The following is a 13,307-nucleotide window of genomic DNA, read 5'->3' on the forward strand; positions in this document are numbered from 1 at the left end:
GGCCGCTTCAGATGGTGTACTCGGTGGCCGCGGGGGTGGCGTAGCTCCCGCCCGAGTACAGGAGGGGAACGCCGTCGACGCCGACCGCGCCGGCAACGACCTCGGCCACAACCACCGCGTTGTTCTCGAAGGACAGCCGCAGCGAGATCCGGCCCACAAGCCAGCCGGACACCCCGTGCAGCAGCGGGACCCCTTCCGGGCCCGGGCTCCAGTGGTCCCCGCTGAACCGGTCGGACGTGCGGGCGAAGCGCTCGGCCAGCCCCTCGTGGTCCTGGGCCAGCATGTGGACGCCCACGAAGTTCGTGTTCGCCACCGCCGGCCACGACGACGACGTGCGTGCCATGTTGAAGGTGAAGCGCGGCGGGTCCGCCGACAGCGACGCGAGCGATGTCGCGGTGAAGCCGAACGGCATTCCGTTATACGAGGCGGTGACGACGGCAACCCCCGCGGCGTGGCGCCGAAACACCTGGCGGAACGCCTGCCCGTACTGCGCAGGGTTTTCAAGAGCGGTCTGATCGTTCACGTTGGTCCTCCGCTTGTTGCTACCCGTTTCAATGGCTGCGCCCGCTGCCGGGCGCACCCTGTCCACCCTAGGCGGGTCAGGCGGAGGCTCCGCTCTTTGTTAATGTAGAAGTCATGCGCCCCGCCCGTCAGCCCGCTTCCCGTTCCGGCACCTATCCGCCCGCAGTGTATGCGCTTGCCGAGGACAGGACCGCCGTGCCGCCCGCGACGCTGCTCTGGTGGGCCGGGTCGACCGTGGTGCTGGGCGTGCTCCTCGGGGTGGTGTGGTGGCTCGGCGCTCCGGGCGGGTTCCTCTTCGGCGATCCGCTGAGCCCAGACTCATGGCTGCTGCGCGACCTCACCCTCGCCGGCCTCGAAGCCGCGGCCGGTGTGGTTGTGGGAATGCTCCTCGCTGCCCGCCTTGAGCTGCCCGGAGTTGCCGCGCGCATCGCCGCCGCGGTCGGAGGGTCTGCCCTCGGCTCGGCCGCCGCGGTGTTCACGGGGCAGTCCCTCGCCGTCCTGGCCGGTCCGCACGGCAACAGCGCGCTGCCCGGATCCTCGTTCCTGCTGCGCTCGCCCGGAGTGGCCGCCATCTGGCCGGCCACCGTCGCCGGCATCGTCTTTTTCGCCGTGCTCTTCAGCCTTCTGGGGCGCAGCAGCCGCAGCTAGCACGCAGAGGGGGAGCTCGGCTTTCGGGCGTGCCGTCGGGCGCCGGTAGACTTCAAAGGTGGAATCCTCAACCGCCCCCGCCTTTGATGCCTTCCGGACCCTCGACCTCCGGGGCAGGCCGCTGAGCGCCGGCGAGCTTCGCAGGATTCTGCCGCGCGCCGCAGCCAGTGAACACTCCTCCGAGGCGGCCGTGGGCCGGATCCTCGACGACGTCCGCACCCGGGGCCTGCCGGCGCTCCGCGAACTCGCCCAGAGGTTCGACGGCGTCGACCAGGATCACCCGCGCGTTCCGCAGGCGGCCCTCCGTGACGCGCTGGCCTCCCTCGACCCTTCGGTGCGCGATGCCCTCTCCGAGGCGATCGCCAGGGCGCGCGTGTTCGCCGCGGCCCAGGTCCCCGCCGATGTCACTGTCGGCATCGCCCCGGGGGCGACCCTGATCTCCCGCTGGGTGCCGGTGGACCGTGTTGGGCTCTACGTGCCCGGGGGGCTCGCCGTGTATCCGTCGTCGGTGGTCATGAACGTCGTCCCCGCCCAGGCCGCCGGTGTGCCGTCGATCGCCCTCGCCTCTCCGCCCCAGAAGGAGTGGGGAGGCCTGCCGCATCCGGTGATCCTCGCAGCTGCGGCAATGCTCGGCATCGAGGAGGTGTACGCCATCGGCGGTGCGCAGGCGGTTGCCGCGTTTGCGTACGGCATCGGGGGAGCCCCGGGCCAGGAAGCCATCGAGCCGGTGCAGATGATCACCGGACCGGGCAACGTCTTCGTGGCAACGGCCAAGCGCCTAGTCCGCGGCGTGGTCGGCATTGACTCCGAAGCGGGAACCACCGAGATCGCGATCCTCGCCGACTCCTCCGCTGATCCGGTGCTGGTTGCGGCGGACCTGGTGAGCCAGGCTGAGCACGACCCCCAGGCCGCGTCGGTGCTCATCACCGACGACCCGGAACTCGCCGCTGCGGTGCGCCGGGAGCTCGGCGTGCAGGCGGCGGCCACGAAGCACGCGGACCGGGTGCGGACCGCGCTCGGCGGACCCCAGTCCGGGGTGATCCTCGTTGACACAGTCGACGCCGGAATCGACGTCTGTAACGCCTACGCCGCCGAACACCTGGAGATCCACACCGCCGATCCTGCCGCTGCGGCGGCCCGGATCCGCAACGCGGGGGCAGTCTTCCTCGGCAGTTACAGCCCCGTGAGCCTCGGGGACTACTGCGCCGGCTCGAACCACGTCCTGCCCACCGGGGGCACCGCGGCGTTCGCCTCCGGCCTCAACACCACCACGTTCCTCAAGTCGCTCCAGCTCGTGGACTACGACAGGACGGCCCTGGAGGAGGTCAGCGCCTCAATCGTCGCGCTCTCCACCGCCGAGGACCTCCCCGCCCACGGCGACGCGGTCCGGGCCCGCTTCCCGGGCCGCAGCTACTAGATGTGGTAGTAACACGCTTGTAGTTTACCCATATCTGCTTCTAAACTTGCTGTATCCGGTCCGCGCAGCGGCTCGCCGGATCCTGCGGGCCAAGAGCGGAGATTGGAGCAAATTATGCACTGCCCCTATTGCCGCAATGCCGATTCGCGGGTTGTCGACAGCCGCTTGGCCGACGACGGCTCGGCGATCCGCCGCCGCCGCCAGTGTCCGGGGTGCGGGCGCCGGTTCAGCACCGTTGAAACAACAAGCCTCAGCGTCATCAAGCGCTCCGGGGCAGGTGAGCCCTTCAGCCGCGGCAAGGTGATCAACGGGGTGCGCAAGGCCTGCCAGGGCCGTCCGGTCACTGAAGACGACCTCGCCCTGCTGGCCCAGGAAGTCGAAGAATCCGTCCGGGCAAGCGGCGTCGCCGAAATCGACGCCCACGAGGTGGGCCTGGCGATCCTCGGACCGCTTCGCAAGCTCGACCAGATCGCCTACCTCCGCTTCGCGAGCGTCTACCAGGGTTTCGAGTCGCTTGAGGACTTCGAAGAGGCGATCAGCACGCTGCGACAGCAGCAGCAGGAAACGGCGGCGGTGCCCAGCGGGGCGCAACGGCCGCTGACCGCCCACTGAGGCGGTCCTCCAACCCCGGTGGTGGCTGCGGAGGGGAAGCCGACGCCACCACCGGTTCCACTCCTACTTCTTGGTGCTCGCCGGAGCCAGCAGCAGCGCCGCCTGGAGGGCGCCGCCGATGATCCCGGCCTGGTTCTTCAGCTGCGCCGGAATGATGGGGGTGCGCAGCTTCAGCGCCGGAAGGTACTCGGAGCTGCGCTTGGAGATTCCGCCGCCGACGATGAACAGTTCGGGGGAGAAGAGGAACTCGACGTGGGAGAAGTACCGCTGCAGGCGCACCGCGTACTCGTCCCAGCCGATGCCGTCGCGCTCACGGGCCACGGCTGACGCCTTCGATTCGGCGTCGAACCCGTCGATCTCGAGGTGGCCCAGTTCGGCGTTGGGAACCAGCTGCCCGTCGAAGATGAACGCCGAGCCGATCCCCGTGCCCAAGGTGATCACCAGGACGGTGCCGGCTACGCCCTTTCCGGCGCCGTAGCGGACCTCGGCGAGGCCGGCGGCGTCGGCATCGTTGATGACATGCACGTTGCGGCCAAGGACCCGGGTGAACAGGGCATCGACGTCGGTGTCGACCCAGCTCTTGTCGACGTTGGCCGCGGACCGGGCGACACCGTGCTGGATGATGGCCGGGAAGGTCACGCCCACCGGCACCTCGGGGCCCGGCCCTTCGGGACGCGAGGAGAGCTCGGCGACGATCTCCGCCACCACCGCTGCAACCGCCTCGGGAGTTGCGGGCTGGGGGGTCGGGATGCGGTACCGCTCGCCGACGATTTCCCCCTTCGCCAGGTCAACGATGCCGCCCTTGATGCCGGTTCCGCCGATGTCGACACCAATGACGGTGGCGGGCAGCTTCTTGCCGAGCTTCTTCTTCTCGATGTCCTTGGCCATGCTTCTCCAGGTGTAGGTCGATGGCCGGGCCGGCGGCTGCGCCGGATCCTGCCGTTGGGTGGTCGGGTGCCCGGCGTCCAGTGCGCGGGCAGAAACTCAGGGGAGGGTGAGGATTTCCGCGCCGGTGTCGGTGACAAGCAGCGTGTGTTCGAACTGGGCGGTGCGCTTGCGGTCCTTGGTGAGCACGGTCCAGTCATCGGGCCACATGTCCCAGTCGATCGTGCCAAGGGTCAGCATCGGCTCGATCGTGAAGACCATTCCCGCCTCCATCACGCGGTTGTACGCAGGTGCCGCGTCGTAGTGCGGAATGATCAGCCCGGTGTGGAAGGCCTCGCCGACGCCGTGCCCCGTGAAGTCCCGCACCACTCCGTAGCCGAAACGGCGGGCGTACGACTCGATGGTCCGCCCGATGACGTTGATCTCCCGGCCCGGCGCCACAGCCTTGATGGCGCGGTTCAGGGCTTCCTTGGTCCTTTCGACGAGGAGCCGCGACTCTTCGTCGACGTCGCCGACGAGGAAGGTCGAATTCGTGTCTCCGTGGACGCCGTCGAGGTATGCGGTGATGTCGATGTTGAGGATGTCGCCGTCCTGGAGGACGGTGCTGTCGGGGATCCCGTGGCAGATCACTTCGTTCAGCGAGGCACAGATCGACTTGGGGTACCCGCGGTAGCCAAGGGTCGAGGGGTAGGCGCCGTGGCCGACGAGGAACTCGTGGCCGATCCGGTCCAGTTCATCGGTCGTGACCCCGGGCTGCGCGTGCCGGCCCACCTCGGCGACGGCCTGCGCAGCGAGCCTGCTCGCCCTGCGGATCTTCTCGATTGTCTCCGGGCCTTTCACCTCTGAGCCGGTGAACGGGGCGGGCGCCTTGCGCCCGACATACTCGGGACGCTTGATACCTGCGGGTACTGCGAGCCGTGGGCTGACCGTGCCGCGCCGGAGCGTTCCAACGGGTGCGGTCGCAGGAGAGTGGGACATACCCTTGATCTTATAGGCGGTAGGGTTCAGAGCTGAAAGCCGGGCCTGCGGTCGGTTTCGCTCAATGACGCGTAAGGAGAAGACGGTGCCCCAGTACTGGTTCAATGTCCGCACCCACGAGGTCGAGGTTGACGCCCAATCCGACTGGCGGCAGCTGATCGGGCCGTATGAAACCCGCGAAGAGGCCGAACGCGCGCTCGAGAAGGTCCAGCAGCGCAACCGGGCGTGGGACGCCGACGAAGAGGACTGATTCTCCGCCGGTCACGGCCCCGGCGCTAGAAGGAGTGCTCGGGTCCGGGGAACGTTCCCGCCCGCACCTCGTCGGCATAGGCTGCCGCCGCCTGCGCCAGCACCGAGCGGACATCGGCGAACTGCTTGACGAACTTCGCCTGCCTGCCGCCGCGAAGCCCGGCCATGTCCTGCCAGACGAGCACCTGGCCCGTTGTCGCGGCCCCGGCCCCGATGCCGATCGTGGGAACCTCAACCGCTGCGTCGACCTCGGCGGCGACGTCCGCCGGCACCATCTCCATCAGCACGCTGAACGCCCCCGCCTCGGCGAGTGCGACCGCGTCGTCGATAACCTTGCGTGCCGCGTCCCCCCGGCCCTGCACCCGGTAACCTCCGAGGGAGTGCTCGCTCTGGGGCGTGAAGCCGACATGGGCCATGACGGGGATGCCGGCCTTGACGAGCGCCGCCACGGTGTCGGCGAACTCGGCGCCGCCCTCCATCTTCACGGCGTGGACCCCGCCCTCCTTCAGGAGGCGCACCGACGACTGGACGGCCTGTTCCGGTGAAACCTCGTAGCTGCCGAAGGGGAGGTCCGCGACGACGAGCGCGCGCTTGGCCGATGAGCTGACGGCACGGGAGAACAGCACCATCTCATCGAGCGTGATGGGCAGTGTTGTCGCGTGGCCCAGAACATTGTTGGCCGCGGAGTCGCCGACAAGCAGCACCTCGATCCCGGCCTCGTCGAAGATCTGCGCCGCATACTGGTCATACGCCGTGAGCATCGCGAAACGCCTGCCCTCGGCCTTGGCCTGCCGCAGGTGGTGGGTGCGGATCTTCCGGACGGGCAGGGCGGTTCCCGCCGCGTTCTCTGCCGGAGCCGAGGGGCCCGAACCGTAGGGGGCTGGAATCTCTGCGGAACTCATAAACCCGAGCCTACTTCACACCGGTGGGGCATCCGATGCCCGCTGATCCATCAGCGTTCCTGACGCAATCCTGGGCCGCTCCCGGGGAACGCGCGGCGGTGGAACGCTTTCCCGCTCCGGTGTCAGTAGAGTGAACCGTGGGTTCCCGCGCAGGAAGGGAACCGGTTTCGGCAGGAGACGGAAACAGCGGCGGTAGGAAGAGGGACTTGATGAACCGGCAGCAGGAATTTGTACTGCGCACGATCGAGGAGCGGGACGTGCGGTTTGTGCGGCTCTGGTTCACCGATGTCGTCGGTTCCCTGAAGTCGGTCGCGCTGGCTCCCGCCGAGGTCGAGGGCGCGTTCGAGGAGGGCCTAGGGTTCGATGGGTCCTCAATCGAAGGGCTTGCCCGGGTCTTCGAATCCGACATGCTTGCCCAGCCCGATCCCTCGACGTTCCAGATCCTGCCCTGGCGGGGAGAGAAGGAACAGACCTCGCGCATGTTCTGCGACATCCTCACCCCCGACGGCCAGCCGTCGACGGCCGACCCGCGCGGGGTGCTGAAGAAGACCCTCGCCAAGGCCGCGGATATGGGCTTCACCTGCTACACGCACCCGGAGATCGAGTTCTACCTGCTGAAGTCCGCGGACCTCGGTCCCGACGGGCAGCCGGTCCCCGTCGACCAGGCCGGTTACTTCGACCACGTGCCCGGCGGTGTGGCCCAGGATTTCCGCCGCACGGCCGTGGCAATGCTGGAGTCGGTCGGCATCAGCGTCGAGTTCAGCCACCACGAGGGCGGCCCGGGCCAGAACGAGATCGACCTGCGCTACGCCGATGCCCTGCAGACGGCGGACAACATCATGACGTTCCGCACCGTCATCAAGGAGGTCGCGCTCACCCAGGACAGCTACGCGACGTTCATGCCCAAGCCGTTCTCCCAGCACCCGGGCTCCGGCATGCACACCCACTTCTCCCTCTTCGAAGGCGACTCGAACGCGTTCTTCGAAGCCGGCGCCGAGTTCCAGCTGTCCAAGACCGCACGGCAGTTCATCGCCGGCATCCTCCGGCACGCACCGGAGTTCACGGCTGTGACAAACCAGTTCGTCAACTCCTACAAGCGCCTGTGGGGCGGCGGCGAGGCGCCAAGCTACCTGTCCTGGGGGCACAACAACCGTTCCGCCCTGGTGCGGATTCCCCTGTACAAGCCGAACAAGGGCCAGTCGGCGCGGGTTGAATACCGCGGCATCGACTCCGCGGCGAACCCCTACCTCGCGTACTCGGTGCTGCTCGGCGCCGGCCTGAAGGGCATCGAGGAAGGGTACGAGCTTCCGCTGGCAGCCGAGGAGGACGTGTGGAGCCTCACCCCGGCGGAGCGGCGCGCCATGGGCCACGACCCGCTCCCGGCGAGCCTCCACGACGCCATCCGGGCCATGGAGGACTCCGAGCTTGTCGCATCGATCCTCGGTGAGCAGGTTTTCGAGAATTTCCTGCGCAACAAGCGCGCGGAATGGCACGATTACCGCATCGAGGTTACTCCCTACGAGCTGCGCCGCAACCTGGGGATCCTCTAACCGGAACCGGACGTGGGGTACGCATGAGCCTGACGAGGAAACTGATCAGCTCCGGGTTCACCGACCTGGAGAAGAGCACGCGGTTCCTTGATGCCCCGGAGCTTTCCGGCATCGACGAGGAAGTGCTCTTCGGCGCCCTGACCAACGCCGCGAATCCCGACCTGGCCCTCCAGTCTTGCGTGCGCCTGCTCGCCGTCCAGCCGTCACTGGCCGGCATGATCGGTGCCGATTCGGCGCGCACCACGGCCCTGTTCCGGCTGCTGGGTGCCTCGGAGGCGCTGGCCGAGTTCCTGATGCGCCGCCCCGAACACCTCGACGCGGTCCAGGCGCCGGGCCCGAGCGCGGCTCCGGTGCCCGCCGAGCGCCTCCGCGCGTCGCTGCTGGAGTCGGTCGGCGCCGATCCCTCCTCCGATACGCCGGTCGCCGCGCTCACCGGCGCCGAGGCGCAGCTGCAGCTGCGCGTGCGGTACCGAAGGCACCTGACCGAGCTTGCCGTGCGTGACCTCTCCCATCCGTTTCCCGTCGACTACCTGCCCGTCGCCGCCCGCGAGCTCGCGGACATGGCCGCCGCCGCCCTCGAAGCCTCCCTGGCCGTTGCCCGCGCCGAGCTTGCCGAAACCTACGGGCACGACGACGTCGCAGCCGTGAGCCTCGCCGTCATCGGCATGGGCAAGTGCGGCGCCGGGGAGCTGAACTACATCTCCGACGTCGACGTGATCTACGTGATCGATGCGCCAGGGCTCGAGGAGGCCCGGGCGGTCCGCATCGGCACCGGCCTCGCCAGCGGCATCTCCCGCGGGGTCTACTCGCCCGGGCCCGAACCCGCGCTCTGGGAGGTCGACGCCAACCTGCGGCCCGAAGGCAGGGACGGCCCGCTCGTGCGCACCCTCGAATCCCACATGAGCTACTACGGGCGGTGGGCGCACACCTGGGAATTCCAGGCGCTGCTCAAGGCCCGCGCCGTCGCGGGGGACCGGGACCTCGGACGCCGCTACGAGGAAGCCGTTGCGCCGCTGGTGTGGACCTCCTCCGAACGCGAGGGCTTCGTCGAATCGGTCCAGGCCATGCGCCGCCGGGTGACCGACAACATCCCCAAGCACGAGGAAGCCAAGCAGCTCAAGCTCGGCAGCGGCGGCCTGCGCGACGTCGAATTCACCGTCCAGCTGCTGCAGCTCGTCCACGGCCGGGCGGATGAGAGCCTGCGGGTGCGCGACACCGTTTCGGCAATCGCCGCGCTCAGCACCGCCGGATACATCGGCCGCGCCGACGCGCTTCATTTCGGCGACGCCTACCGCTACCTGCGGGTTCTCGAGCACCGCATCCAGCTCACCCAGATGCGCCGCACCCACCTGATGCCCGACGACGACGCCTCCCGACGCGCCCTGGCCCGCTCCTCCGAGGGATCGATGGTCACCGTCCGCCCGACGGCGCAGAGCCTTCTCGACAAGTGGCAGCGGACGCGCCGGCTCGTCCAGCGCCTTCACGAATCGATCTTCTACCGGCCCCTGCTCAATACCGCGGCGAACCTCAGCCTCGAGGACGTGAAGCTGACCCCGGAGGCGGCGCAGGCGCGCCTCGCCGCACTCGGCTACTCCGACCCCAAGGGCGCAATGCGCCACATCGAGGCGCTCACGGCAGGGATCCGGCGCCGCGCGGTCCTCCAGCGGCAGCTGCTGCCGATCCTGCTGGGCTGGTTCGCCGAGGGCGTCGACCCCGACGCCGGCCTCCTCGGATTCCGCCGGCTCAGCGAGTCGCTTGGCGAAAGCCACTGGTACCTGGGCATGCTGCGCGACTCGAAGGCGGCAGCGGAACGGCTCTGCAACGTGCTTTCCTCAAGCCGGTTCATCACCGACCTGCTCGAGGTCTCCCCTGAATCGACGAAGTGGCTCGGCTCGGACCCGGAGCTCATGCCCGAGAGCTTCGACTCCCAGTGGCAGGAAATCCGGTCGAAGATGTCCCGGCACCCGGACCCGCAGGGAGCGATGCGGCTGATCCGGCTCATCCGCCGCCGTGAGCTGCTGCGCATCGCCGTCGCCGACAGTGCCGGCCTGCTCACCCAGGCGGAGGTGGGCAACGCGCTGGCCGACGCCGACCGCGCCGCGGTGCTCGGGGCCCTGCACGTCGCCGAAAACGCGGTGTTCAGCACCGAGGAGCGCATCACCGACGTCGTCGTGGTGGCGATGGGGCGCCAGGGCGGGCGCGAGATCACCTACGGGTCCGACGCCGACGTCCTCTACGTCCACCGCCCGCATCCCGGTGCCGACGAGGCGGCCGCGCAGCGCCAGGCGGAAAAGGTTGTGGGACAGCTCGGCTCCTACCTCACCCAGCCCTGCAAGCCGCCGGTGCTGGCGGAACGGGTGCTCGAGATCGATGCCGCACTGCGCCCCGAGGGCCGGCAGGGGCCACTGGTGCGGTCCCTGGATTCGTTCCGGGAGTACTACAAGCGGTGGTCGCTCATCTGGGAAGCGCAGGCGTTGCTCCGCGCACGTCCGCTGGCCGGCAGCGACGAGCTCGCCGCCGACTTCATGGCGCTGATCGACCCCATCCGCTATCCGCGGACCCTCGGGCAGGCGGACGTTCGCGAGATCCGCCGGATTAAGGCCCGCATGGAGGCCGAACGCCTGCCCCGCGGCGCCGACCCCTCACGGCACCTGAAGCTCGGCAGGGGAGGGCTCAGCGACGTCGAGTGGCTCATCCAGCTCCTGCAGCTGCAGCACGCCGCCGACCTTCCCGAGCTGCGTACTCCGTCAACCCTCGAGGCGATGGCCGCCATCGAGGCGGCCGGGCTGCTCCCGACTGCTGACGTCGGAACGCTGCGCAAGAGCTGGCTGCTGGCTAGCCGGGTGCGTGCGGCGAACGTGATCTGGAACGGGCGCCACTCGGACCTGCTCCCGTCCTCCCGCCGGGACCTTGAGGCCGTGGCGCGGTGGTGCGGCTACGGCTCGGGGCAGGGCGCTGTCCTCGAGGAGGACTACCTGCGGCTCACGCGCCGGAGCAGGGCCATCTTCGACCGGAACTTCTACGGCACCTGACGTTCACCGGCGTTTCTGCCCACCGGCTAAGGACGACCGGTGGGCAGGGCGCAACATGCCCACCGAACAGGTCCGTCCAGTGGGCAGGCGCGTCAGCGGACGGCGTTGAAACGCTTGGCAAACTCCGGAATGAGCGAGCGCATGTAGGTGCTCGTCACATGGTCCTCGTCGAAATAGACGTGCACGCCGCCGATCGCGGCGTAGCAGCGCCCTCCCGGGCAGAACTGGTCGGAGAGGTCGAGCACCTTGATCCTGCTTGATCCTGCTGCCTGTGCCGCCTCGGCAATTGGGTCGACGGCAAGGGCTTCGGCCCGATCAGCCGAACAGTTCAGCGGCGCATCCGGGTTCTTTGAGAGGCACTCGGCCGTGATCCGGCCGAGTGTAGGGGAGTGTCGCGCAGGACGTAGACGTCGCTGCCGCCGTCGGCCCACGGAACGACCCGCTTTGTGAACCCGTCACGGTACTGCTCGAGCTGCGGACGGCCGGTACCGTCGTCGATCGTCTCTCCGGCGCCGAAGGATGAGACGAAAACCATGTCCGGCTTTTCAGCGGCGATCCGCTTTGAAACTGCGGTGCTCCAGTTCCCGCAGTTTTCATCGAACTTCGGGTCGTTCACGGCGGTGCCCTCGAATGCGATCCTCTTGGTGCCGGTGACCGGGCACCCGCCGAGCATGCTTTTCTTGAGCATCCAGTTGTTCTGGCGGGCAAGTTCGAACAGAGCCGTCTGCCAGTGCTCCGCATGGGAATCCCCAACGAGCCATACGGTCTCCGGGTTTTCCACGCCCTGGGTGAAGTCGCATTCCGTCAGCAGGTGTGTGTTGTTCACGATGATCGGTTCACCGGCCCGCTTGCATTCGGGGGCCGGCTGCCACGGCGCCTCATCGGCGCTGACCTCGGCCACCTCGGGCGGCCCGAACGGCTCGGCGCAGTCGTTGCCGGCGGCCAGGCTCTTGGCTCCGAAGCACGGCCCGCCCGAGGCCTTGTCGAGGGCGGCGCTCTGGGCTCGCTGCAAGCTGCCTGCGTTAAGCACCATTGCCCCGGCCGTCACAGAGACAACGGCCATTGCCGCCGCGGTCAGCATCAGCACGCGGCGGTTTGAGGAGCGGGTGAGCAGTTTTGTTCGTCCCGGATCCTCGATGAGCTTCTTGGTCAGCACGGCGAGCACCACCGAGGCGCCCAGGAGCATCAGCTTGTCCCACCGGCCGAGGTCCCGGTCCAGGATGCCTGGCGCGAGCACGATCAGCGGCCAGTGCCACAGGTAGAGGGAGTAGGAGATATCCCCGAGGAACTGCACCGGCCTGGCCGACAGGAGTGCGTTGGGCGACCAACGCGGGGAACGCGGCCCCGACCACAGCACCAGCATGGCGCCCGCAACCGGGACGAGTGCTGCGGCCCCGGGAAAGAGGGTTTCCTCGTTGAAGGTCAGCGCGGAGAAGAGGATCAGCCCGCAGCCGAGCCACTGCGCCGCCCCGCTCAGCCGCAGGCGCCCGTCACGGCGGTAGGAGGAGACGATAGATGAACCAAGCGTGCCAAGCAGCCCGCCGGCCGCGAATTCCCACACCCGGGCCGGTGTCACGAAATATGCTTCACTTCGGCTTGCGTAGGTGAAGTAGATGCAGAAAATGAGTGAGGCAATTCCTGCCAGGACCAGCCCAATACGAACGATTGGTGCCTTCCGCAGGCGAAATCGGTGCGCGAAAAGGAATAGCCCGAGCAGGAATACCGGCCAGATCAGGTAGAACTGTTCCTCCACCGAAAGCGACCAGTAATGCTGGACCGTGGTGGCCGCCGCATTCTCGGCCGAATAGTCGATCGATTTCGCCGCCAAAAGCCAGTTCTCGAGGTAGAAGGTCGCGGCAATCGTTTCCTGTGCGATCGTGGTCCACCGCGGAAAGGGCAGGAACACCCAGGCGGCGACGAGGGAGGCAAGGGAGACGGTGAGTGCAGCGGGCAGGAGCCGTTTGATCCGCCGGACGTAGAAGGCGGTCAACCGGACCCGGCCCGTGCGTTCAAGTTCCCCGAGGAGGTGCTTGGAGATGAGGAAACCGGAAATGACGAAAAACACGTCAACCCCGACATAGCCGCCCGGGAGCCGGGAAGGCCAGAGGTGGTTGATCACCACGAGGCCCACGGCGATTGCCCGGAGCGCTTGGATGTCTTTCCGTGGGGCCTTGGCTGCTTCTGCCCGGCGTGGTCGCTGCTGCGTCAGCAGGGCGTTATCGATCATCGGGGCTCCCTTCGTCGGGCTGGGGTGTCGGGACGAAAAGGAGCGAGTACGAAAATTCAGGGGGTGAATCAGGCAGCGCGATACGACGTAAGCCTCACCACCGTCCGAGTAGTTTTCCGGGCGGGTGCAAGTCCTTTTGATGACGAAACGAGTATAGACAAGAACCCTCCCCGGCTTCGGGACCCCATGCTGCCCGTGTCGCCAGCCTGCCTTGGACTCCAACGGCCGCAGGCCCCTCTCGGCGGGACGGCAGCCGGCTCTCCGGGGATCCGCTCCTTCCCCGGC

At 68.2% G+C, this 13,307-nt stretch carries 10 protein-coding genes and 1 pseudogene; 6 read left to right on the plus strand and 5 right to left on the minus strand.

Features of this window, described 5'->3' with window-relative positions; genetic code table 11:
- Positions 1 to 7: 7 nt before the first annotated feature.
- A complete protein-coding gene (locus tag AC4D2R_RS12130; RefSeq protein WP_490903626.1) occupies positions 8 to 523 on the minus strand; it encodes a flavin reductase family protein in 516 nt (171 codons plus the stop codon).
- 113 nt (positions 524 to 636) lie between these two features.
- Between AC4D2R_RS12130 and AC4D2R_RS12135 the strand changes: the two genes are divergently transcribed.
- From AC4D2R_RS12135 to nrdR, 3 genes are all read left to right on the plus strand, one after another.
- Positions 637 to 1,170, plus strand: coding sequence for a hypothetical protein (locus AC4D2R_RS12135; protein ID WP_490940202.1), 534 nt, complete (start codon positions 637 to 639; stop codon positions 1,168 to 1,170).
- A gap of 58 nt (positions 1,171 to 1,228) precedes the next feature.
- Positions 1,229 to 2,587, plus strand: coding sequence for a histidinol dehydrogenase (gene hisD, locus AC4D2R_RS12140; protein WP_490940203.1), 1,359 nt, complete (start codon positions 1,229 to 1,231; stop codon positions 2,585 to 2,587).
- Positions 2,588 to 2,701: 114 nt separating this feature from the next.
- On the plus strand, positions 2,702 to 3,199 hold the full coding sequence (gene nrdR, locus AC4D2R_RS12145) for a transcriptional regulator NrdR (RefSeq protein WP_490940204.1): 498 nt from the start codon (positions 2,702 to 2,704) through the stop codon (positions 3,197 to 3,199).
- Between the two features lie 63 nt (positions 3,200 to 3,262).
- Here nrdR and ppgK read toward each other — a convergent pair whose 3' ends face one another.
- Both ppgK and map read right to left on the minus strand, forming a co-directional pair.
- Positions 3,263 to 4,087 carry a polyphosphate--glucose phosphotransferase gene (gene ppgK / locus AC4D2R_RS12150; protein ID WP_490940205.1) on the minus strand — a complete coding sequence of 275 codons (825 nt, stop codon included), beginning with the start codon at positions 4,085 to 4,087 and terminating at the stop codon, positions 3,263 to 3,265.
- 96 nt (positions 4,088 to 4,183) lie between these two features.
- Entirely contained in the window at positions 4,184 to 5,062 is an 879-nt protein-coding gene (map, locus tag AC4D2R_RS12155) for a type I methionyl aminopeptidase (protein ID WP_490940206.1), read from the minus strand.
- A gap of 85 nt (positions 5,063 to 5,147) precedes the next feature.
- Here map and AC4D2R_RS12160 point away from each other — a divergent pair, with 85 nt between their 5' ends.
- Entirely contained in the window at positions 5,148 to 5,312 is a 165-nt protein-coding gene (locus AC4D2R_RS12160) for an SPOR domain-containing protein (RefSeq protein ID WP_490940341.1), read from the plus strand.
- Positions 5,313 to 5,337: 25 nt separating this feature from the next.
- Here the strand turns inward: AC4D2R_RS12160 and panB are convergent, their stop codons facing one another.
- Complete coding sequence (gene panB / locus AC4D2R_RS12165) at positions 5,338 to 6,213, minus strand: 3-methyl-2-oxobutanoate hydroxymethyltransferase (RefSeq protein WP_490940207.1); 876 nt, start codon at positions 6,211 to 6,213, stop codon at positions 5,338 to 5,340.
- Positions 6,214 to 6,422: 209 nt separating this feature from the next.
- Here panB and glnA point away from each other — a divergent pair, with 209 nt between their 5' ends.
- Positions 6,423 to 7,763: a type I glutamate--ammonia ligase gene (glnA, locus tag AC4D2R_RS12170; protein WP_490903619.1), complete on the plus strand. Its 1,341-nt coding sequence runs from the start codon at positions 6,423 to 6,425 to the stop codon at positions 7,761 to 7,763.
- A 23-nt stretch (positions 7,764 to 7,786) separates the two neighbouring features.
- On the plus strand, positions 7,787 to 10,795 hold the full coding sequence (locus AC4D2R_RS12175; RefSeq protein ID WP_490940208.1) for a bifunctional [glutamine synthetase] adenylyltransferase/[glutamine synthetase]-adenylyl-L-tyrosine phosphorylase: 3,009 nt from the start codon (positions 7,787 to 7,789) through the stop codon (positions 10,793 to 10,795).
- A 92-nt stretch (positions 10,796 to 10,887) separates the two neighbouring features.
- Here the strand turns inward: AC4D2R_RS12175 and AC4D2R_RS12180 are convergent.
- Positions 10,888 to 13,022, minus strand: a pseudogene (locus AC4D2R_RS12180) (acyltransferase family protein).
- Between the last annotated feature and the right edge of the window lie 285 nt (positions 13,023 to 13,307).

This window comes from Arthrobacter sp. TJ-217, from assembly GCF_058269255.1.

Bases quoted from the DNA above. Each gene is read 5' to 3' on its own strand.
- AC4D2R_RS12175 (WP_490940208.1), top strand. From the start codon at position 7,787: ATGAGCCTGACGAGGAAACTGATCAGCTCCGGGTTCACCGACCTGGAG.
- glnA (WP_490903619.1), top strand. From the start codon at position 6,423: ATGAACCGGCAGCAGGAATTTGTACTGCGCACGATCGAGGAGCGGGAC.
- AC4D2R_RS12135 (WP_490940202.1), top strand. From the start codon at position 637: ATGCGCCCCGCCCGTCAGCCCGCTTCCCGTTCCGGCACCTATCCGCCC.
- panB (WP_490940207.1), bottom strand. From the start codon at position 6,213: ATGAGTTCCGCAGAGATTCCAGCCCCCTACGGTTCGGGCCCCTCGGCT.
- ppgK (WP_490940205.1), bottom strand. From the start codon at position 4,087: ATGGCCAAGGACATCGAGAAGAAGAAGCTCGGCAAGAAGCTGCCCGCC.
- map (WP_490940206.1), bottom strand. From the start codon at position 5,062: ATGTCCCACTCTCCTGCGACCGCACCCGTTGGAACGCTCCGGCGCGGC.
- nrdR (WP_490940204.1), top strand. From the start codon at position 2,702: ATGCACTGCCCCTATTGCCGCAATGCCGATTCGCGGGTTGTCGACAGC.